Here is a 22,932-nt window from a genome sequence, read left to right as displayed (position 1 = left end):
AAAGAAATATTTATTAGTTTTCTGCATATCCTTCTTGATTTCCCATAAAAAGGCCCCGGTTCCAGAGGCTTCCAGAACCGGGGCTTTTTATCATATCGCTTTTTTATACTTCAATATTGATGCCTTTTGAGGCCTATGCAATCGTGATGGTACAATGCTTCACAGCATTTTGGCCTGGGAGAGTGGTATAAACGCCCGTGCTACTGCCCGGTGTACCAACGGCCCATACACGGAAATAGTAATCATTTCCGATCTGTGTTACATACTGGGTCTTCAGTACATTGCCGTTGCCCACAGTAAAGACCGGCATGACACCATTTCCATTGACCACGGTCATCTTGAAGCAGTACGCGCTGCCGCTCTTCACGGAGAAGTCAACCGTCGTATCCGAGACCACTTTGGCCGGAGCGGTTGCCGCATCTGTTCCGATTGCCACGGCATATCCATCGGAACCCATACTGTTGCTTCCGTTGGACGAGCTGGAAGAGCTACTGCTGGAACCACCACTCGGCTTTTTCACCAGCTTTGCCATTGCATTCTGGAGAGCATCCGCAGCCGCTTGGATCTGCGCCTGCAATGCATCTTCCGGCAGTTCTTTTGCTTCCCGCAGAGCGGTCTCAAGGACAGCCCAACTTTCCGCTGTATAATTCTTTTCTTGGAGCTGTTCTGCCTTCGCAATCAGATTTTCCAAAGCCTCACGGCCGTCGGCCACACTCTTTATCAGCTTCGCATCCGCGTAATCGACGACCACGCTGGAATTATCCATCTCCGTAGTCAAGATCAGGGTCTTTGCATTGGTTGGCAACATCTGATCGACCTTCAATGCAGCAGAAGTACCAGTCAGCCACGCCGTGGTTGGAAGGAGGGTAATGGTTTCGCCATCCGTGGTGACGACTTCGATCTTTAGAGACGCATAGTTCGGCGTGACGGTATCCACACCAGCGATCGTGTAGAAACGTTCATAGCCCTGTCCTTCGATCGGGATTTTTTGGACCATGATACGGCGGGACTCATAAGTTGCATCCGGATGCTGTACGGAAACACCCTTTGCAAAGGTGGTCGTGCCATTATAGTTCAAGGAGAGCGGGCCGTCAAACGCCGTGCGGTCCAAGGTAACGTTGCCGCCGCCTTCTAATACCCAATCGCTCTGGTCCAGATCGCTTACATAGGTCACATCCACCTCGGAGAAACGGATGGTATAGGTCTTGGTCTGTCCGGACAGGGTTGCACGCACAGTCGCTGTGCTGCCCTCGAAGGAGACGTCTACCTGCACTCCGGAGAGCGAAGTGGTCGCCGTCACCTGCGGCAGTTCACTGCTGGCTGCAACTTCAACCACATACTCGGTCTTCGACGGATCAAAGCCCTGAATGGACGTGCCGTCCACTTGGATATCCGTGATCGGATACTGGATCGTGCTCGGCTCGACCGCTACTTTGCTGTTGGCCATCTTATCGGTCTCTCCTGAAACCGGAGAAATTCGGAATGCATGGGTATAGGTCTTGTCGGTATCAAGGCGGTATGGATCGAGCGGCACATGGCCGAAGAACGCCGTATTGCTGACACCGCGCTGCATATAGTCGATGCACCAGATGGTGTCTTCACGCATGGGAACCTGATAAGGATGGCGATACGCGCTGGCGGAGTTATACGGCTGGGTGCTCAATGCCGGGTTCAGCTCTTCCGCCGTGTAATGCTGCGCCGAGGTCTCCATGGTGCCGTCTGCTGTAACCATCAGGCCGGTGCCCTCGTCGTTTGTGAGGGACGTCCAGCGCACGTCTGTGCGGTTGCCGTTCTCCTGCGGCTTGACATACTTATACATGAATTGTTCGTCGACTGTGCTCGTGTACACGCCCAACTTGGAACCGGTCTTGCGGTCGCAATAGTTCTCGTCCGGGCCGCGGCCGTAGTATTCCAGGTTTTCGTAGCCTTCTGCAACCTGCATACGCATTCCCACCTTGGGGAGTGCAAATTCACCGTTGCCGCCCGGTGCAAAGTTGCTGTGCGGCACAAGCTGGTTACTGACGACGATTTCACCGTTGCTGTAGATGTCGTAGGTGACATAGTTGGAGGCATCCACCAAAAGATCCTCCGAGATTGCGACGGAAATATGCTTTCCGTTTTCATCCTTTTCCACAGTCACTTCCACGTTCTGCATCGTATCCTCTGCATTGCGGAGCTCGGTCGGGAAATAGTTCGTAATATCATTATAGGTCTGTGCTCTCCAATAGCTCGGGACCGGGCCTTTTTCCAAAATGGTTTCCCCATCCAAGGAGTAATTGGTAATCACACCGGTCTCTTTGTCCATTGTGATGGAATAGTTCTGGCCTTCCGCCGTGACGCCTTCCATCTTGATCTCCTGCTCGTTTTCTTCCACATTGCTAAACGCCTGCATCGCGGAGGTATCCATCTCCATCCGGTCGCCGGTCTCAACGGTGAGTGGGATCTGATCGAACGCCAATTCGTCGCCCGCATTCGCCCAGGAGGTATCCTCCTTATAGCGGACGCTGAACTCCAGCAGATAGTCCGAACCAGCCTTCGGCGTAAACTCCGGCAGATCCAGTTGAATGGTTTCTTCCGAGAATGGCGCGAGGTCGAGCTCCAATGCCTGCTCTGATCCGATGGTCTCCGTATCCTCCGTCACTTTCCAAATGATTTCATACTGATCCAGGTTGGTATTTTCGAATTCATTGACTACGCGGACCTCGCCCTGGGTCGCCTTACCATCATCGTAGAAATTGACCTGCTGATGCACTTTGCGGACTTCGACTGCCTTCGCAGTAGGAGTGCGGTCTGCAAATAGCAGGCCGTTTGCGCAGAATGCGTCCGCATTGGAATGGCTGTCGATCCAGTCGCCGCCGTAGCCCCAATAGTAGCCGTCCAGCTTATCATCCAACCAGTGATAATTGGTCTCTTTGGATTCAATCTCATCGTCCGTGAAGTCGAGCCAATAGACAACGCCTTCGTCATCCATGGTGCGGTTCGGGTCTGCCATTTCCTCCGCAGTTAGTTCTCTCTCGTAGATGCGGACACTGTCAATCGCGCCGGTAAACACACGGTCCGCAGAAGCTGAATCCAGGCCCACCGTCAGTGCTTCGCTAGCGCTGTCAAACGGTGCGGAAGCGGTCGTGGACGCTGCCCCTGTATTGGGGAGTTCTTGGCCATCCCAATAGAAATGCAGGGTCTTGTCGGCAGCACACATACCCACCAGCTGGTGCCAGTTGCCGTCTGCATAATTATCCGGGAGTCCGGCTGTCGCAGCAGTTCCTGCTGCCCAACCGTCCACAAACAGCTCGAAGTACGGGTGGTCGCCTCTCGCGTTCACTTTCAGCCCCAGGCCATTATCACCGGTAGAGATAAAGCCCTGGTCGCTGCTGGGAATTGCATCCGGCTTGATCCAGACCTCCATAGTCAGAGCGTTACCCTTTGCCCGCAGGTCATCACCGCGCGCTACCGTGATATAACCATTTTCAATCGCCTGCGTCCCATCACGGCCTTCCGTCCAGGCCGCAGTGTCGCTGAGCACCGCCTCAGTGCCGGTCTTTGTATCCCGTACTACATAGGTCGTGATATCCTCCGGAACTTTCGTTGCGATGGACTGATCGACCCAGTCCCAGATGAATCCGCCCTGCAAGTTCGGATACTTGCGAACCAAATCCCAGAATTCTTTGAAATTGCCCAGAGCCTGGCCCATCGCATGGGCATACTCCTGCTCCATGTACGGCATCTGATAGTCCGGGTTCTTGGCATAGCTCTCTACCGCGCTCGGCGCCGGATACTGGGTGCTGTGGACGTCCACAATATTCTTGCAGCGCTGGTCCATATCCATGGGGTCTGCGCCCTCATCCTTCTGATAGCGGTGATAGTAACCGTCGGACTCGCGTTCATACATTCTCAAGCGGCTGGGGTCCCTCTCCAGCACATACTGGGAGCTGACCCAGAAGCAATAATTTTCATCATAGTTGTGGGTGGTATAGGTCGCTTCGTTGCCCAAGCTCCACATGACGATGGAGGCATGGTTCTTATAGCGCTCCAACATATTTTCTGTACGGTCCATCACTGGCGGTACCCACGTCTTACTGCCGGAGGGGATAACCTGGGAGGGATCGTCGTATTCGTCTATATAGCCGCCATAATGCGATTCGATATTGGCCTCACAGCAAACATAGAAGCCCATCTCATCCGCCATCTCATAGAGCAGCTTGTCGTTCGGGTAGTGGGATGTACGGATCGAATTGATATTATACTCCTTCATCAATTTGAGATCCTGATAAATATCCTCTTTGGAAAGCGCACGGCCGGTCATAAGATTCGCGTCGTGACGGTTGACACCGCGGAACACCGCCTTCTCTCCGGTGATCTGCATCTGTTCCTGTCCCTCTTCGTTGATATTGACCTTATAGACCTCGCGGAAGCCGATGCGCTGGACAGCTGCCTCGATCACCTCGCCGGATTCATCCTTCAGCTCGATGAGCAACTTGTAGAGGTTCGGCGTATCCGGGAACCATTTTGCAGGGTTTTCCACTCTCATGGAACGGGTGACGGTCTCGCCCGTGCTCGCCACCTTGTCCAGGAATTCCTCTTTGGATTGCTCTGCACTGGGCTTCGTCGCTTCGATTTCCACAGGATCAAACTCCATGGAACCGATCTCTTCGTCCTCCATGTCCAGCAGGGTGGCCTCCACATAGTACTCGCCCGCCTCTGCGTTATGGAGTCCGCGAATATCCACGTCCAATTCCAAGGTTGCATCGCTGTCCTTGTTATCGCGTTCATCCAACTGTGTTTTGACAAAGAAATCGCGGATCTCAACATCACCCTTGGAATAGAGGTAGACGTCTCTGAAGATACCGCTCTCGTTGATATAGTCCTGGTTCTCCAGATAGCTGCCGATCGACCAACGGAACACCTTGAGCGCAAGGGTATTTTCCTCGCCCTTTTCGTTTAGATACGGTGTAATATTGAAATCGTGGGCCGTATAACTGTCTGTAGCATAACCGACATACTCTCCGTTCACATACAGATAGTAGGCTGAACAGACACTCTGGAAAGATACAAAGATCTCCCTGCCGTCCCATTCATCCGGTGTCTGGAAGGTGGTGCGGTAATACCCTACTGGGTTGTACATCGTGGGAGCGTGCGGATCTTTATAGGCAATCTGCTGCCATACGCCATCCTCCACAATAGATCCCCACGGATAAATACTATTGGTGTACATCGGCTCGTCAAAATATTTGAAGCTGCCGTCTTCATTCCGATAGGTCTGCCAAGCCTGCGGAACATACTCCGGCTCAAAATCCTCCTGGGCTTCCTCATCCAGGGTTTCCGCCAAATAGGCAGAATCCTTTTCAGCAGCCTCCTCTGGATTCCGCACCAGGGCAAAGTCCCAATCCTTGCCGCTTAAAAGCTGATAATACGGCGAGGTTTCCTCGTCTTCATCCAGGATCGACGCCTCATTCTCCAAGGCGAGCTCACGGCTGTCATAAGGTATAAACTGTGCGTGATACGGTTCCTGATTGACCGCCGGCGTCTCAATACCGTCGTACCACTCCGTGTGTTCTCCAGTTGGGACATAATCCTCACTGGTCTTTGCGGAACGCGCTGCAAAAGCGGTACTACAGGTGCTCACCGTCATTGCAGCAGCCAGTACCAAAGCCAGTATGCTTCGGAACGGCCTGTTTCCATTCAACTTCATTTTCTTTCTTACCTCCTTTTCATTCCAGCCAAACCCAATTTCCCCGCACAACCCTCAATTGTGCAAAAATAATTATAGTGCAGAAAGTGTTCCATAAGTGTTCCAAATTTTCCACAAACATTCTAAATAACTTTAAAATTATCCATAAATCCTACTAGTTATAGGTAAAATATCTAATCTATATTTGCAAGATTTAGTCAATATTTTTCTTTTTTATATTTTTTAAACAAATACTAGGCCGTCTATTTTTATGAACAAGATTTCCACGGTATTTTTGAAAAAATGTCAATTTTCTTTCATCCAATGTTCACATTTACCTTTTATACTAAGAACCATTCCAAACGGAAACCAATTCATTGATTACAAGATCTTCTCTTTTTCATAAATTTTCCTTTTCTTCTCTTTATTTAGAAAAACCGCCCAATTGGGCGGTTTTTCTATAAAAGGATCCCTGTAAAAAAAGAACTCTCTTCTCAAAAAAATTGAGAAGAGAGTTCTTTTATCGTGTCAGGAAGTCCTCGATCACATCTTTGAAGTGCATCAGGGGCACCTGCCGTGTATTCAGCAACTCGACTAACAGCTCTACAACATCGCGCTTGTCCGAAATATCGCTGACTTCGGCAGCCTCTGCGATAATCCCATATGTACGGCGTTGTCCGAGTTCTTCGTCGGCGACCGTCTCTTCCAGCACTTTATAGACCATTTCTTTATCCCCCCTTGTACCCATTATAGAGCAGTCAAGGAGAAATGAAAAGGCTATTATGCGAATTGTGAAAAATTACCAATCGTTGCTGGATTGATTTGGGTAGAAGCCTTCCTATATAGCAAAATAAACCTCTCTTTTAGACAGGATTTGTCATCCCATCTTCCAAAAGCGCTATAAAAACAGCATCCTCCCCTAATTCCAGATACCGGCGCAAGGAGTCCGGCATCGCAGAAAGCGGCACGGTCCCTTTTCCCTTTAAATACGCCTCCAGCTCTCCCAGCATCCGCATCCGCACAGCGCCTTCATGAATGGCGCAGGGATTGGGGTCCTGAAAAAACTCAACGCTCTTTTCCAAAACAACATTTCGATGCAACGGCAATGCCACTGCATCGAAGCGCCTCAGCGGCGCATGCGATGAGTCCAATATCAAAAAAACGGGTGCAGCAGGGGTCTGCTTCTTCTTTTTCCCAAACACCATCGATCACCTCATGAACAGGAACAACAAAACAGCAAACAGTAGGAACAACACGCCATAGAGCAGTTTGATCCAAGGCAATTTCCCGCGCGTCATCTCTGAAAGCTGTAGTACCTGTGATCCGCGCTTTGCTAACACAGTCAGCAATAAAAGCGGCAAGGACATGGCCAACAAATAAACCACAAACTCCAAAACCACGATGAAATCCCACGCGGTTTGCCGTTGCATCATGTATAGGATGGACGCCAAATAGAGCTGCCCCGTACAGAGAAATTCCCCCACAGACAGCACAATTCCTGCAATAAATACGGTTCCTGTCAAATATTTGCCACCACAGTTCAGGGTGTTCTCCAGATAATTGCGCTGGAAGGCTCGGAGTTTTGGCGGCAATTGAAAGCGGATTTTCCCATATTCATTTTTTCTAGCCATAAAGAAATCGATAAAATTCAATACAGCAAAGACAATGGACAAAAGGATAATCAGAATCTGCAAAATCCTTCCCACTGGTTCAAGAACCGCACTGATCTGTTCAAATGCAGAGTACAGCACGGTTCCCAACAATAAAAAGGTCAGGAAACGCGCCACAATGAAGGTGAGCCCCAGCTTTAAAACATTTGCATGTTTCGACAGCAGCAGGGAGAACAAAAGCAACAGCAACGAAATCCCACACGGACTCAACCCATTGACAACCCCTGTAAACACAAGAAATATCCAGTCTTTCCAACCAAAGCTCATGTCTTGATCTTTGGGAACATAGTCGATGTCCTGCCAATTCAACGCCTTTCCATTCATAATGAGGTTTGGCATATTGGCGACAATCTCCTCATAGCCCTGTAAATATCCGTTTTGATAGAACATAACCGGCGCCTTCTGGCGCTCCTCTGGAACACCGTACTGATCAAAAAACCAATGCGCCAATGGAACATTGTCCAGGTCTCCCATATTGACATAGTTCACCTGCAACTTGGAAAGACGGTTCTGTTCCAGTGCAAATTCCTTATCCATATTGGCCAGGTAGGTCTGCACCTTCTCACAGTCATCACAGGCAGGCATATAGAAATACACAAAATAGGAGTTTTCCGCCGGAATATCACGGAAGCTCGCCAGACGTTCTTCCTCCGTACGCAGGTTTTCCTTTTCTTCTAAGATTACGCTGCGCGCCTTATTGGTAATATCATCCACTCCAAACAGACAGGTTCCATTCACTTCCAGCATGGGGGGAGATGGAGCAAACTCGTCCGTCGCCATGTCCTTGGTGCGCTCCATGAATTCATTATAGATGTCTTCTTCAAACACATTCTTCAAATGGAATTCATACTCATCCGGCGAAATGGCGTCCTCAATCTGCCCCTGCAAAGAATTGAGGAAATTTTGTCCATCCTCGCAGCTCTCACAAGATGAGAAATAGTAGTAAGTAATCTGAATTTTGTCCGTGCTCTCCTGCTCTTCCGCCGCATATACATACGGCGTGGCAATTCCTACAGCAAACAACAGTAGAACCAGCAACATCACAAGGGGTTTTGTACTCCGGTGAACTTTCATTGCGCGCCTCCTTCAGTTTCCCATTTTTAACCTTCCCATCCGTCTATCAATTCGTAAAAAATAGACGAAAATCATTTCTATTATACAGAAAAAGTACCCTATTTTCAATCCTGTACCGTATCCAATCCAAAACACAATCACATGTTGGTTGGGGTATTCCTTCTGGGGATATTTCCAAGCGCTTAGCAGACCTTCGCCACAAGAAAATATCGTTTTAGGCAAACGGTATACGTAACGGAACCGACAGGGGAAGTCAATAAAGGGCGTCCTTCCGTCATTCATACGCAATGTTTATCAAACAGGTTATAAAGCATACATCATAATAGCAACACATTTGACAGATCGCGGACTTCGGTTTAAACTGGTTTTATCTCAATAGAAGGGAGGGAAAACGGTGAAAATCTGTATTGCTTTCGCTCCATGCAAGGTCTGATATTGGGACGAACCTGCATGGAGGACAATTCGTCCAATTGGGCTTTGCATTTTTATCAGGAAAACAACGATAAAAAGGAGCAAAGTCAACATGAAAAAAACATTCCTTTGGGGCCTTGGGCCCTTTATAACCCTTTGGAGTACACAGGCGCTATCCACATTGGGCAGTTCCATGACCAGCTTTGCATTGGTGATCTGGACGTACCAACAGCAGGGTTCTGCACTCACCACAGCATTGCTTTCGGTCTGTTCCTATGCCCCCTACGTCGTTTTGAGTATCTTTGCGGGGGTTGTGAGTGACCGCTGGAATAAAAAATATACGATGCTCGCTTGTGACACACTGGCCGCTGTGACCACCTGTACCGTATGGATCTTGCTGGCGACGGACAATCTCAAAATATGGCATCTGTACCTGTTAAATGCAGTCAACGGTATGATGAATTCTGTTCAACAGCCTGCATCGGAGGTCGCGGTCAGTCTCTTAGCCCCCAAAGAACAGTATCAACGGATCGGTGGTTTGCAAGCCTTTTCGCGCTCACTGGTGACCATCTTAACACCCGTGCTTGCAACGGCTGTACTGACATTGGCTGGAATGAACGCCATTCTGCTGTTTGACCTGATGAGCTTTGCCATCGCCTTTCTGACACTGGCTGTCTGTATCTCAATCCCTCACACTTCACAGGGAGAGAAAACCACACCGGAACTATTTTGGCAAGCAGCTAAAAAGGGATTCTACTTCTTGCAAGAGAATCGTGGAATTCTCGATTTGATTCTGTTTCTCGCAGGAATCAATCTCATCGCCTCTGTCTATGAGGCAGCACTGCCCGCGATGTTGCTTTCCCGAACAGGTGGAAGTTCCACGGCGCTTGGAATGGTGAGTACCTTTACCGGTATCGCCACTTTTGTGGGAAGTATCGCGGCCTCTCTCTTGCCTGCCCCAAAGAGCCGCATCCGTGTAATTTGCAATACTCTGCTTTTTTCCATGTGCACAGAGAACTTTTTCCTTGCATTTGGAAGAAGCGTTCCCATTTGGTGCCTTGGCGCTGTTCTCGGCTGGTTAACGGTTCCTTTTATGAACACCAATTTGGACGCTTTGCTTCGGACACATATCCCCGTTGCTATGCAGGGACGTGTGTATTCGATACGAAACGCCCTACAGTTTTTCACCATCCCTCTGGGATACCTGATGGGAGGTATGGCTGTCGACTGGATATTTGAGCCATTGATGCAGGTTCAAAGTAAAGGGAGCTTGCTTGTCCAGCTCTTTGGCCAAGGAAAGGGAACCGGTGCTGCCCTTCTTTACAGTATATTGGCTATCTGTGGGATCGGTACATGCCTTGTATTCCGAAGAGATAAACACATCTGGCTCCTCGAACAGAAAAGCTCCTCCAAATGATAAAGAACGTGAGCTTTCACTTTTCGTTCTCTGTTTGTCAGTCTTTAAATCCGTTTGTTTCTGGTACTTCCTTCTCGGTGTAAGACAAATAGAATGAGCTTTTGGGAGTCCATTTCTTATTGCGTATAAAAATGTCTCCTGTCAAGGAGTTTTTCCCTGGCAGGAGACGTTTTTATTTATATTGCTGTTTAAATGTATCAATCCGCTGCTAAAAAGTCCTCCACTGCATCCACCAGATGCAGCGGGGATATGTGATTTCTCTCAAGCCTCTGCTGTAAACGCATCACTGTACATTTGTGCGTCGAAATATCGTCTATACGCACCGCTCCCATTTGCAGGCCATAGGTCCGGTATGGTCCATTATCCACATCCTCCTGTACAGAACAGCAGATGGTAATCCGCATGTTCGCTCCTCCCCTTTCATCGACATTGTAACACGGAGGGAAGGAGAAAGGCACGGAAGCCTGTCGAAGAAAAATTGAAAATAATCCTTTTCTCTAGGAGGATCGGATATCAAATGTCTCTGCTGTTCTCCCGGCGGTTTCCAAAGAGAAACCGTCCAACTCCTTTTGAAGTTCGTGATAGAAGGCCACCATATGAAAATCATCCGCACAGGTATGATGGATTTGTACCGTGAAGGGAAGTATCGTTCGTTTTGTGGAAAATTCAAACCTTCCAAGTAAGAGCAGGCGTTCTTCCTGGTGAAAATACCACTCGCCTGTTTGACCACTCTATAAAGGAGAGGTAGAAATTTATTAGCGGCCCTTGCGCGCATGATATAAAGCAAGAATGGTGTTATTATTGACAGCGAGGTCAGGGAACAGACTTGAGACAGTCAATAACATGGCTGGCCATTTTGTGCCAAATATTCGTATAAATTTGTATATTTCATGATTTGGATGTTTTATAAATCCTTGATTTACAAGAAAAAATCAATATTAATACCTTTCAATAATCATAATCGGGAATAGAAGTCTTCCATCATCATGCATCCGAAGGTTAAATCCTAAATAACGCAATCATGGCGTACATGAAACATAGAATGTGCTTTGGACGGTTTCGCGCCAACGGGGTTGGTGCAGAAGCTTGCTCTCTTCGAGATTGTCCACGACTCTCTCGTAAAAAATCGATAAAGCCGGGTGATAAGCGATATTTAAGCTGTAAAATGAGGCATCTTCCTCTTAAAATACCGTATCGTTGAGAAGAACCTGCTGCCAGATAACCGCTTCTCCTTCGGCGCTATGGATCATTTGAAATTCATCCTATCGATTAGCCGCATTTGCCTATATCTGATAGGCAAATGCGGCTAATCATTATCTTGATAATCTGCTTTACTTGTCCCTATGCGGTATAGGTAAACCTGGCACGCCATCTTGATTATTTACTTTGATTGTCCGTATTCAGCACAGGCAAATGCGGCAAACCATCCTGATTATCTGCTTTACTTGCCCCTATGCGGTATAGGTAAACCTGGCACGCCATCTTGATTATTTACTTTGATTGTCCGTATTCAGCACAGGCAAATGCGGCAAACCATCCTGATTATCTGCTTTACTCGCCCCTATGCGGTATAGGTAAACCCGGCACGCCATCTTGATTATTTACTTTGATTGTCCGTATTCGGCACAGGCAAATGCAGCGAACTGGCATGCTGGTTGGACACCCAGCAGAGAAAATGTAAAACGGAGGAGAAAAGTACTGCTCCTCCCCTAGCAGCATCCTGCATCGAGGCGACATCCACATCTGCGGTAATGGTAATCCCATTGGGTATCTGCTTATAAAAGTGGTCAAACGTTTCCCGCCGTGGCCACGATTGGATTTCATTGGCTTTTCCGTATTGGATAATCGGTCGATCTGCATCTTTAAAGCCTTCATAGTAGAACAAACCGGCAAACACTTTGACAGCCGAGGCTGACAAACGGTGTTTGCCGGTTTCTTTTTTAATATTGGGGATTGATCCGGATTGCCCGGAGGACATCCACGATGCTATGTATTTTCTCCAACTTTTCGTCCAGACGGTCGAATGCATCCAAACGGGCCTGCATGGCTTTTTGACTTTCCTGTACCGCCTGCAAACGTGGATTCGTCGTATTCTCCAAGGTTGCTTCCACCTGCACGGTCTTTTGCGCCAACAGCTCCATCGCTTTTCGCTCTTTTGAGATGTCCTGACGCGCTGTGGAGACATCCTGCTCGATGCCGGATACAACCGTTTCCAAATTGGACAACACCTGTTTGACTGCCAAGAACTCCTGCTTAAATCCAGCCAACTCCTGCCTTTCCGCTGCAACTGCCTGTTTTAAGCCCGAAGTGTCCTGTCCCACACCGGAAACTAGCTGCTTTAACTCTGTTTCAGACTGCTTAATGGCAGTAAGTCCCTGCTTCACAGCAGAAAGATCCTGTATGACGCCGACCAATTTCTGTTTGGCGTCCATAGTCTCCTGCTTTACAGTGTTGATTTCCTGCTTCAATGTGGCAATTCCCTGTTTCAGTTCTGCAAGGTTTTGCTTCGTCCCCACAAGCGCCTGACTGTCCGCAGTAATGTCGCGCCGCATGGTTGCCTGCTCCTGCCGAATCCCGGATAAATCCTGTTTCATCCGGGCCATGTCCTCCCGAATAGGCTCCAATTTTCGATCGATCATCGTTTCAATCGCCTGCAAAAGCGAAGTTTCCGTCATTTCGCCACTCCCTCTCTCTTCCCATGTGCCCTACTACAATTCTTACGGCTCCACTGCGATCTCCGCCACGGTTCCCTGTACCAAACGCAGCAGATCTTGCGGCGCAACCTCCACCTGCGCGCCAATCTTCCCGCCGCTAACGATGATCGTTGGGAACGCCTCGCAACTCTTGTCCACCACAGTGCGATACAGTTTCTTCATTCCTATCGGTGAACACCCTCCGCGTATGTAACCAGTCGCTCGGTTGATCTCATTGACGTGAATCATTTCGACTGATTTCTCCCCGACGCTTTTGGCAGCAGATTTGAGGTGCAACTCCTTTGCTACCGGTACAACAAAGACGTAAAACGCTCCAGAAGCCCCCTTTGTCACCAGAGTTTTAAATACTTGCTCAACATTCTGATTCAATTTTCGGGCAACCGCAACGCCGTCAATCGCTCCGTCCTCGTGATCGTAGAAATAAAACTTGTACGGAACCTTTTCCTTGTCCAAGATCCGCATAACATTTGTTTTGTTCTCCTTGTCCTTTGCCAATCGGAAACGCTCCTTCTCTCCAAATAAACCGCGCTCCCGCCGGACCTATTGCCGGCGGGAGTGCCGCTGCGAGATCGTACAACATAGATTTGTATGGTACGAACCGTTCACTTCCAATTATTCTTCGACTTTCCATTTAACGCCCTGTGGCGTATCTTCCAAGACAATATGGCGCGCCTTTAATTCATCGCGGATACGGTCCGCCGTCGCCCAGTCCTTGTTTTTACGGGCTTCATTGCGCTGTTCGATCAGCTTTTCGACCTCTTCGTCCAAAAGCTGGTCCTCCTTCTGATTGTAAAGCAACCCCAATACACCTGCCAACTCATTGAAAAGATCCAATGCATAGGCGCACAAGTTCCGGCTAGGTGCAGAGGACGCATTTAACGTGGAATTGATGTCCCTTGCAAGATCAAACAGTGCGGACAGTGCATCCGCCGTATTCAGGTCATCCTCCATCGCTTCAATAAAGTGATCCTGATATTCACCAAACCGGCGGCGAATTTCTTTCTCGCCCTCTTTTTCCCCCTCCGGCGCATTCTTCATCAGGAAGGACAGATTATCCCGGCAATTGTACAGGCGCTCCAAGCCGGCTTTACACTGTTCGATCACCTCGACACTGTAATTGATTGGGCTGCGATAGTGCGATGCCACCATCAGATAACGGATGGGCTCATAGCCAAACTGTGCTGCTACATCGCGCACTGTGAAAAAGTTTCCAAGGGATTTACTCATCTTGCGGTTGTCGACATTGATGTAGCCATTATGCATCCAATAATGGGCAAACGGAGCGCCGTTGCAGCATTCACTCTGTGCAATCTCATTCTCATGGTGCGGGAAAATGAGGTCCTGGCCTCCGCAATGGATGTCAATGGTTTCTCCCAGATAGTGCTTTGCCATTGCAGAGCACTCAATATGCCATCCCGGACGTCCATTTCCCCAAGGGGAAACCCAACTCGGTTCCCCTTCTTTCGCTGCTTTCCAAAGAGCGAAATCCATTGCGTCCTCTTTTTCCTCTCCAACCGCGATGCGCGCTCCAGCCTCCAAATCTTCCAACGGCTGATGGGAGAGCTTTCCATAGCTGCTATCCTTGTTGGTCCGGAAATAAACGTCTCCATTGTCCGACGCGTAAGCATACCCTTTGTCAATCAACGTTGCAACCATGTTGATAATCTCTTCGATGTTTTCCGTCGCCAAGGGATGAATGGTGGCAGGACGGACGTTTAATCCTTCCGCATCGGTTTTGTATTCCTCAATATAGCGCTGGGAAACGGTGAGATAATCGCTGTTCTCCTCATTTGCCTTCCGGATGATCTTGTCATCCACATCGGTGAAGTTCTGTACATACGTGACCTTTAGACCACGGTACTCCATATAGCGGCGCAACACATCGAACACACAGATCGGCCGCGCATTGCCAATATGGATATAATTGTACACGGTGGGACCACAGGCATAAATTTTAACTTCGCCTGCTGTAATCGGTACAAACTCTTCCTTTTGGCGCGTCAGGGTATTATAGATTTTCATTGTCCTTGTTCCTCCCAGCTTTGTTATTCTGTGCGCTCCAAGTTCCAGTACCCGTTATTATATGGGATTTTCCGGAAAAATACAAGACGCAACCTGTCATTTCCATCGAATGGGCTTCAGGGGATTGCACATGCCATCCGAACTTGCTTTATTCTTCCTCCGGCAGTTTTGGAGAAATATCCGCCTCTTTCTCCAATATCTCCAACCGTCTTTGCAGATGGGTACACTTTGCCTGCATGCGGCACAGCTCCTGCGAAACCGGGTCTGTCACATGGACCTGATCCAGACTGTCCGGCTTTACACCGTTGATTCGTACCACGCGGGCGGGCACGCCAACTGCCGTCGCATTGGGCGGGACCTCATCCAATACAACTGCCCCAGCGGCTACGCGGGCGTTATCCCCCACTTTGAAGGGGCCCAATACTTTTGCCCCGGACCCCACCATCACATTGTTCCCCAGGGTTGGATGGCGCTTTCCGTGTTCTTTCCCGGTTCCCCCCAACGTGACATTCTGGTACAAAGTACAGTTATCTCCGATCTCAGTCGTCTCACCGATTACAACGCCCATGCCATGGTCGATGAACAACCCCTTCCCAATTGTCGCGCCGGGATGAATCTCAATCCCCGTCTTATGCCGGGCACGCTGGCTGATCCAACGTGCAATAAACTTGTGCCCATGCTGATAGAACCAGTGTGCTTTGCGATAGGAGCGCACTGCCTTAAAACCCGAATAGAGAAAATAAACCTCCCAACGGCTTCGGGCCGCCGGGTCGCGCTCCATAATCGAGTCCAGCTCTGCCTTTAACTGGTCAAACATTGCTTCCTTCGTCACCTGCTTTCCAAAAATAAAACGACCACCCCCGTCCACTAAGGGACGGAGGCGGTCGTTAACCGCGGTTCCACTCCGTTTTATCTCTCGTTGCTGCCGGTAACGGCGGCTTCCGTGCGAAGATACGATCCCTTTCCCCTCGCCTGCACTGCCGGTCTCTTCCCCGGCATCACGGACGCAATTTCCTTCGGGGCCCACATGAAAACGCTTTCAGCCAACGACGCTTTCTCTCTGTTGTAGGATTAACCGGAGGTACTTTTTCCGCTCACTGCATTTCAAAATATACTCTGTATACTTTATTATATGCTGCCCACCGGAAAATGTAAAGAGAACAGGAAAGGAAACTTTAAAACGGCTTTCTTTGCAAAGAAAAGAGGCTTTCAAAACTTATGCAGCAATATTGCGCCCTCATCATTCCAGATTGCTCGTTCTATTCATAAATAAGCTCCACGATATATTTCCTGTATCATAGAATTATCAAATAAAACGTCCGTCCAATCTTTCAGTCATTTCATAACAACTTACTCTATTGGCAATACGCCAATTGCCAAGTATTCTGCACCGTCAAAATCGGCTTCGTACTTACCAGTCTCCCTATTATAGACAATTTTAAACTTTTCTGGCATATTCCCAAAATATTTGTACCTCTGTCCCTCGTGCTCATAGGTCTCCAGGTAATCCTTCAGATACGCAACGATTTCCTCCGAATCTGCTACCTCTGTTCCAAGGTCAAAAGTCATCGGAATTTCCACGTCTTCGAGGAATTTTGGATTCGATACATCACTTTGGTCAAGAATCTTTGCCGGGACATTTACTGTGATATTTTCCGGTTCTTCACTGCCATCGCCATGCTTGAAGGGGCCTTGATCCGCCTGCTGTGCGTCAACCACCAGGTTCCCATGGTAATGCATGCCCTGATATTCATTGCCTGTCTGAGAGGGCAGATAGCCGCCAATGATGTATGTAACCTCTTCACCAGCGCCAATTACCTCGGTTGGGTCGTAGCACTTTCTCTCCCCTGTCCAATTTGAAGTTTCGTTGAGGTTTACACCTCTGACGCGTTCCCATGTGTATTGACTTGGGTCCTCTGAATTTTTCACCTGCTTATAGACAAAAATTTTGAGCGCCGTCTCAAGCGTGTTTTCACAATCCTTGACCCCATACGAGTCCTGATTGATATTGAACTTGTCGTCTCCATAGAGGACCGGCTCCTTATCGTCACTTCCGGTTGCCTCCATACCCAAGTGGATATAGATCGGCAGTGTGCCTTTGTTCTCTACACGAACGGGCCGGAAATAGATCGGCAGGTTGTCCTGCGGATAGTTGTCCGGGTCCTGTCCATTGTTCTCCAGATTGTTTACGTCGCCGGATTCTACCAATTCCTTATCAAAGTTCTTCAGGAGCATCGGACGGAGATTTTTGAATTCCATGGGTTCTTTGGTTGTAAAACCATCTTCGTCTGGATTCACCTCAATATCCAATACGCCGGCAGAGAAATTTCCAGCCACCTTCTCTGTGTCGGTAAACCAAGCCATGGTCCCGCCAGCCATCAGGCAAAACACCAGGACCAAGGAAAGAGCCGACAAAACAATCCTCTTTTTGTTTGTTTTCATGTTTTTCCTCCTTTTTGGGATTATGGGGGCGCGGTCACCCATAAGTTTCTTCCGGATTATTTAAATGATACAGTAGTTTCATATGGGTGTCAAGAAAAACCCATAAGTTTTCTTTCATTTAATTGTATAAATTTAATAAAAATTTTATAATGATAGTGATAAACGAAAGAAACGAATATACGAAGGGGGAAACCCATGTTAGGTGAAAGGCTCCAGGAACTTCGGAAGGATCATGGCCTTTCCCAGCAGGATTTAGCGGATAAACTCAACGTATCCATTCACACTATTTCCTCGTATGAGCGAAACCGCAGCGCTCCAGACGACAAAACGAAAATGGAAATTGCTAAACTATTTGATATATCGCTTGACTACCTGCTTGGTTTGGTGGATGAACCGTATTCGTTCCTGAGGACAAAGAATTGTATCGTATTGCCCGCGGAATTTGAGGATTCAGAGAAAAGAGAAGTTCGGGAATATGTCGCCTTTTTACGATTTAAAAAGGTACGAAGAAAACAGAGGAAAAACTTACCAAAAAAGTAAAAGGCCACGGAGCGTCCCAACGCTTTCCGTGGCCTTTCTGTATTTACTTGGAGTTCCCTATGACCTTCCAATTCTGCTTTAAGTAGATTCCTCCGGAAAGCACGGTGAAAAACACCGTAATTGCCATCAACCCGTCGCCGGCCCAAAGGAAAATTGCCGAGCTTGGCAACCCGCCCATTGTAAAAGCGGAAAGCACGCCCATGGCCACCAATTCCTGCACATACTGCATCACCAAAATCAATGCGATTGCAACAATCTGGCTTACCGTTTTTGCCTTTCCCCACTTGTTCGCGGCGATTACAACCCCTTCATCCGCAGCAACCAATCGCAGGGATGTAACAAGAAATTCGCGTGCCACAATCACCAATACCCACCACGGATTGATCAAATCCAGGCTCACAAAGCAAATCAAGGCCGAAATCACAAGGATCTTGTCTGCCAAGGGGTCCATAAACTTTCCAAAGTTCGTAATCAGATTGCGGCTTCTAGCAATTTTTCCATCCAAATGATCTGTATAGGATGCCGCAACAAACAGCAGCAGCGCGACCAGATAACGGTGCGGCAACCCCTGCCATAGCAGCGCTCCTACAAAGAATGGTACCATTGCCATCCGCAGCACCGTCAATTTATTGGGCAAATTCATTTTCATTCCTCCAACTGGGCGCGGATTATTCCGCTTCACCCATCAGGTCGCAGTCCATGCAAGCCGTGATACGTACCCGCACAAACTGTCCGGGCGCCGGCGCCTCCCCGGCGGTAAAGTAAATTCTGCCGTCAATCTCCGGCGCGTCGGCATAACTGCGCCCAAACCAACAGGCGGTCTCTTCCTCAAAGCCTTCGGTCAACACGTCCAATACTTTGCCAACCTGCGCCTCGCCCCAATCCTGCATGATGCCCATCTGGGTCTCCATCACCCGGTCCGCCCGGCGGCGCTTTTCCTCTTCTTCAATCTGATTTTCCATCTCTGCCGCAGGAGTATCCTCCTCCTGCGAATAAGCAAAACATCCCAGACGCTCAAAGCGTATTTCCTTGATAAACGCGCACAACTGCGCAAAATCCTCTTCTGTTTCCCCCGGAAATCCTGCGATCATCGTCGTACGCAGAATCAATCCTGGAATGCGCGCGCGCATCTTTTGAATCAATGCCGTGAGTTTTTCCCGATTGCCAAAACGGCGCATCGCCCGCAATACCGTGCCGCTGCAATGCTGCAAAGGAAGGTCTATATATTTGACAATTTTCGGCTCGCGCGCAATGGTGTCCATCAACTCTTCCGTCATAAAATCCGGATAGCAGTATAAAACGCGAATCCACACAATCCCGTCCACTTTACAAAGCTTTTGCAGCAGTTCTGGCAACATCCGTTTTTTATACAGATCACAGCCATAACGGGTCGTGTCCTGTGCAATGACAATCAATTCTTTTGTTCCATTCTTCGCCAAGGTTTCCGCTTCTTCCAAGATGCTCTCCATCGGACGGGAACGGTACGGCCCGCGGATCAATGGAATGGCACAGTAGGAACAGCGATTGTCACAGCCTTCTGCAATCTTCAAATAGGATGAATAGGGAGGCGTTGACTGGATGCGTTCCCCGCATAGAGGCAACAACATTTTATCCGGAAAGAGTTCCGGATGCTCCCCGCGCAGAGTACGGTCTACCACTTCCACTATATCGGCGTCCGCTCCAATGCCGCACACCGCGTCGGCTTCCGGCAATTCCTTCCGGATCTCCTGCTGGTAGCGTTCTGCCATACAGCCCGTGACGACAAGCGCTTTGATACAGCCAGCCTTTTTGAGCCTTCCAAGTTCCAAAATCTCCCCGATGGATTCTTTCTTTGCAGCCTCAATAAAACCACAGGTGTTGACAATGGCCACATCCGCACAGGAAGCGTCGTCCACCAACGTATATCCTGCTTTTTGCAGGCGCGCCATCATAATCTCTGCGTCCACGCGGTTCTTTTCACAGCCAAGGCTAATCATTCCAACCGATGCCATTCATCCCATCCTCATTTTCGTAGTCGATATAGTTTCGCAGTACACTGCGGATATCCTCCGTGCGATAGCCCAGCCGCTGCAATGCGGCAAATACCCGGCGGCGGCCTTTTTCGTCCGATAAAGCGCTTCGATACTTCCGTTCAATCAGCAGGCGGAGCGATTCCTCCGGTTCCGGCGCCAGCTCATCCACAATGGTACGCACCAGTTCCCGGTCAATCCCCTTCTGTAAAAGTTCATATTCCGCCCGCCGGGCGGCAAAGCATTTCCGTTGTAACAGTTCTTCTGCAAAGCGCCGTGCATACTGCACGTCGTCAATCAGGCCGAGCTCTTCCATCCGCTGCGCGGCATGTTCTGCCGCATCCCGGCCTGCCGTACGGGAAATTTTCTCCGTCAGTTCCTTTTTGGAGTGGCTGCGGTGCTCCAACAGATAGAGCGCCTTTTCCTGCGCCCGATGCGTATCGCTGCGCTGGATGAGCTGGTGTAACGCCTCGTCGTCCATCTCCATTCCCACCCGCCAACCGGATTGCAGGAGCGTCTCCGTATCCAGTTTCACGGCGAACTCTCCATCTAAAAACAGAGCTGTCAAGCGTTTCCGGCGCGGTTCCATCGCAGTAATCAGCAAACGATCCCCATCCTTTTATGCTTATGTTTATTCTACGTCGTCAGCCTCTATGTCGATCTTCGCACTTCCAGCCCGGGAAGCCGCCGGTTTGGCCGGCTCTGCCGCAGGCGTAGAAGCAGCTGGAACCTCCAACGGCTTTGCAGGCGATGCATTTGGCATGGGAACTGCCGACTTCGCATACAGAGCTCCGATATTATCACGGACCTGCTGTTCAATTTCATCTGCAAGCTCTTTATTCGTAGCAAACAGGGTTTTAACATTGTCGCGCCCCTGTCCCAAACGCTCCTGTTTATAGGAGAACCAAGCGCCGCTCTTCTGCACAATGTCGAGCTTAACCGCAAGGTCCAGCAGTTCTCCCTCGCGCGAAATGCCGCGGCCGTACATGACATCGAACTCCGCCTCGCGGAACGGCGGCGCAATCTTATTCTTCACCACGCGCGCGCGGGTACGCGAACCGATCTGCTCCGTGCCATTTTTGAGGGTTTCGACCCGGCGAATGTCGATACGCACCGAGGAATAGAACTTCAGGGCACGGCCGCCGGGGGTAACCTCCGGGTTGCCATACATCACGCCTACTTTCTCACGCAGCTGGTTGATAAAAATCGCCACACAGTTCGATTTCGAGATCGCGCCCGCCAACTTGCGCAGTGCTTGGCTCATCAGGCGCGCTTGAAGCCCAACATGGCTGTCGCCCATCTCCCCTTCAATTTCCGCACGCGGCACCAACGCTGCTACGGAGTCGACAACAATTACGTCGATCGCGCCGGAGCGCACCAATGCCTCTGTAATCTCCAACGCCTGTTCACCGGTATCCGGCTGGGACACCAGCAATCCATCTACATCCACGCCGAGCGCACGGGCATACACCGGATCAAGCGCATGCTCCACGTCGATAAATGCCGCATTCCCGCCGTTCTTTTGTCCCTCCGCGATACAATGCAGGGCCAAGGTGGTTTTACCGGAACTCTCCGGCCCGTAAATCTCGACAATACGGCCGCGCGGCAACCCACCGATGCCAAGCGCCAGATCCAAAGAAAGCGAACCCGTGGGAATCGCTTCTACATGCATGGCCTCATTCTGGCCAAGACGCATCACCGCGCCCTTGCCAAACTGCTTTTCAATCTGCGCAAGCGCTGTCTCCAGCGCCGCCTTTTTATCCATGGTTTTTCCCGCAGCTGCGCCGCGACTTTTATCGATGGCCATTTGATTCCCTCCGGTCTTTTGATTGGAAAAACGCCGGAAAACGTTCCGGCGTCTTAAAATGACAGCTTTTATGACATAAAATTGACGAACACAAAACGGACGATTGTTTCACAAATCCGATGAAAAACGGACTTTGTTTTTCATCAAGGATTCCATCGTTCTTCTATGAAGCGGATATCGTCGATTCCCGCTTCGTGTGTGAGGTTATTATATCGTATTTTTCAAAGAAAAGCAATGGATTCCGAACAATTTCGAACAAAGATTTGCCCGGGTTTCTATCTCAAGCGTTCTATGCAAAAGGAGAGTCCCCCTAGTCTATATCCATATAAAGTTTCAATGCCCAACAGACCGTTTGGATTCATCCTCTCTGTTGTTTTCTACGCATCATGATTCGGTATCGGTTTGACGACATCTTCTAGGATCATTGGCGTTCGTATAAAAGCCTATCAGCCAGCTTTTTCTTTTACGATGGAAACCTGTATATGTAACTCCTGCGGTCAAAACCACCATAGAAAGATCTTAAAATGTTACCGATAGCGAATATAAACTTGTTGTTCACAAGCAATCGGTTCTTTACCCCACGATTTCCCTTCGTTTTGCTCTTTGAGTGGCACCGATTCACCTGTTTTGTCCTGTCAAAACATATTCTCCCCATTTTTTGTATTCTTTTTTTGTTTGATACAGAATGGAAAAGTGCCATTTTTCCGACTGGGTCTCCCTGTTCCCTTTGACTCCAATATAAAGGATCCTGATAATTGTCGTAGGTCTTTCTTTTATTTTTTATAAGCCAATGGGGCTAACCATTACGATAGATAACTGGATTTGCCTATTAGGCAAGCAGGGCAGATCGTCTTGACATCCGTCGCAGGCCTTCCCTACATTTTTAGGTAAATGAAGAGAACCATTACGACAGTTAACCGAGTTTACCTATTAGGCAAACAAGGAAGGTTGTCTTGACATCCGTCGCAGGCCTTCCCTACATTTTATAGGCAAATGGAGTGAACCATTACGGTAGTTAGCCGGATTTGCCTATTAGGCAAACAAGGCAGGTTGTCTTGACAATCGTCGCAGGCCTTCCCTACATTTTATAGGTAAATGAAGGGAACCATTACGGCAGTTAGCCGGATTTGCCTATTAGGCAAGCAGGGCAGATCGTCT

General features: G+C 49.1%; 17 protein-coding genes. 2 read left to right on the top strand and 15 right to left on the bottom strand.

Annotated features, from left to right (window positions below):
- Positions 1–133: 133 nt before the first annotated feature.
- From B9Y59_RS01980 to B9Y59_RS01965, 4 genes are all read right to left on the bottom strand, one after another.
- Positions 134–5,689 (bottom strand): glycoside hydrolase family 2 TIM barrel-domain containing protein, encoded by a 5,556-nt coding sequence (locus B9Y59_RS01980; protein WP_085531499.1) that lies wholly within the window; start codon positions 5,687–5,689, stop codon positions 134–136.
- Between the two features lie 499 nt (positions 5,690–6,188).
- Positions 6,189–6,392 (bottom strand): DUF6514 family protein, encoded by a 204-nt coding sequence (locus B9Y59_RS01975; protein WP_054324914.1) that lies wholly within the window; start codon positions 6,390–6,392, stop codon positions 6,189–6,191.
- Between the two features lie 139 nt (positions 6,393–6,531).
- A complete protein-coding gene (locus B9Y59_RS01970; RefSeq protein ID WP_143255208.1) occupies positions 6,532–6,780 on the bottom strand; it encodes a hypothetical protein in 249 nt (82 codons plus the stop codon).
- Positions 6,781–6,876: 96 nt separating this feature from the next.
- The gene (locus tag B9Y59_RS01965; protein ID WP_054324912.1) at positions 6,877–8,412 is read right to left on the bottom strand and encodes a hypothetical protein; all 1,536 of its coding nucleotides are present in this window, start codon (positions 8,410–8,412) and stop codon (positions 6,877–6,879) included.
- A 523-nt stretch (positions 8,413–8,935) separates the two neighbouring features.
- On the opposite strand from B9Y59_RS01965, the gene B9Y59_RS01960 reads away from it, so the two are divergent.
- Complete coding sequence (locus B9Y59_RS01960) at positions 8,936–10,240, top strand: MFS transporter (protein WP_085531495.1); 1,305 nt, start codon at positions 8,936–8,938, stop codon at positions 10,238–10,240.
- Positions 10,241–10,437: 197 nt separating this feature from the next.
- Here B9Y59_RS01960 and B9Y59_RS01955 read toward each other — a convergent pair whose 3' ends face one another.
- From B9Y59_RS01955 to B9Y59_RS01925, 7 genes are all read right to left on the bottom strand, one after another.
- On the bottom strand, positions 10,438–10,644 hold the full coding sequence (locus B9Y59_RS01955; protein ID WP_054324911.1) for a DUF6514 family protein: 207 nt from the start codon (positions 10,642–10,644) through the stop codon (positions 10,438–10,440).
- 1,193 nt (positions 10,645–11,837) lie between these two features.
- Complete coding sequence (locus tag B9Y59_RS01950; protein ID WP_143255207.1) at positions 11,838–12,125, bottom strand: CatA-like O-acetyltransferase; 288 nt, start codon at positions 12,123–12,125, stop codon at positions 11,838–11,840.
- A 55-nt stretch (positions 12,126–12,180) separates the two neighbouring features.
- Complete coding sequence (locus B9Y59_RS01945) at positions 12,181–12,915, bottom strand: coiled-coil domain-containing protein (protein WP_085531493.1); 735 nt, start codon at positions 12,913–12,915, stop codon at positions 12,181–12,183.
- A gap of 42 nt (positions 12,916–12,957) precedes the next feature.
- Positions 12,958–13,416: a Cys-tRNA(Pro) deacylase gene (ybaK, locus tag B9Y59_RS01940; RefSeq protein ID WP_085534447.1), complete on the bottom strand. Its 459-nt coding sequence runs from the start codon at positions 13,414–13,416 to the stop codon at positions 12,958–12,960.
- A 150-nt stretch (positions 13,417–13,566) separates the two neighbouring features.
- The gene (gene cysS / locus B9Y59_RS01935; protein WP_085531491.1) at positions 13,567–14,976 is read right to left on the bottom strand and encodes a cysteine--tRNA ligase; all 1,410 of its coding nucleotides are present in this window, start codon (positions 14,974–14,976) and stop codon (positions 13,567–13,569) included.
- Positions 14,977–15,124: 148 nt separating this feature from the next.
- On the bottom strand, positions 15,125–15,793 hold the full coding sequence (gene epsC / locus B9Y59_RS01930) for a serine O-acetyltransferase EpsC (protein WP_085534445.1): 669 nt from the start codon (positions 15,791–15,793) through the stop codon (positions 15,125–15,127).
- 533 nt (positions 15,794–16,326) lie between these two features.
- Positions 16,327–17,418: a TasA family protein gene (locus B9Y59_RS01925; RefSeq protein ID WP_158088914.1), complete on the bottom strand. Its 1,092-nt coding sequence runs from the start codon at positions 17,416–17,418 to the stop codon at positions 16,327–16,329.
- A 195-nt stretch (positions 17,419–17,613) separates the two neighbouring features.
- Here B9Y59_RS01925 and B9Y59_RS01920 point away from each other — a divergent pair, with 195 nt between their 5' ends.
- Positions 17,614–17,958, top strand: a complete 345-nt coding sequence (locus tag B9Y59_RS01920) for a helix-turn-helix domain-containing protein (RefSeq protein ID WP_054324991.1) — start codon at positions 17,614–17,616, stop codon at positions 17,956–17,958.
- Between the two features lie 43 nt (positions 17,959–18,001).
- Here B9Y59_RS01920 and pgsA read toward each other — a convergent pair whose 3' ends face one another.
- Genes pgsA through recA form a run of 4 tightly spaced genes read right to left on the bottom strand, consistent with a single transcriptional unit; the run spans position 18,002 to position 21,774 of the window.
- On the bottom strand, positions 18,002–18,601 hold the full coding sequence (gene pgsA / locus B9Y59_RS01915) for a CDP-diacylglycerol--glycerol-3-phosphate 3-phosphatidyltransferase (RefSeq protein WP_085531487.1): 600 nt from the start codon (positions 18,599–18,601) through the stop codon (positions 18,002–18,004).
- 25 nt (positions 18,602–18,626) lie between these two features.
- Positions 18,627–19,949, bottom strand: coding sequence for a 30S ribosomal protein S12 methylthiotransferase RimO (gene rimO / locus B9Y59_RS01910; protein ID WP_085531484.1), 1,323 nt, complete (start codon positions 19,947–19,949; stop codon positions 18,627–18,629).
- Complete coding sequence (locus B9Y59_RS01905) at positions 19,927–20,571, bottom strand: regulatory protein RecX (RefSeq protein ID WP_085531482.1); 645 nt, start codon at positions 20,569–20,571, stop codon at positions 19,927–19,929. The genes rimO and B9Y59_RS01905 overlap by 23 nt, the downstream gene beginning before the upstream one ends.
- A 27-nt stretch (positions 20,572–20,598) precedes the next feature.
- Positions 20,599–21,774 (bottom strand): recombinase RecA, encoded by a 1,176-nt coding sequence (gene recA / locus B9Y59_RS01900; RefSeq protein ID WP_082402315.1) that lies wholly within the window; start codon positions 21,772–21,774, stop codon positions 20,599–20,601.
- Positions 21,775–22,932: the final 1,158 nt, after the last annotated feature.

It is taken from the genome of Anaeromassilibacillus sp. Marseille-P3371, from assembly GCF_900169665.1.
Classification (GTDB): Bacteria; Bacillota; Clostridia; order Oscillospirales; family Acutalibacteraceae; genus Anaeromassilibacillus.
This window is presented reverse-complemented; position numbering and strand designations above follow the sequence as displayed.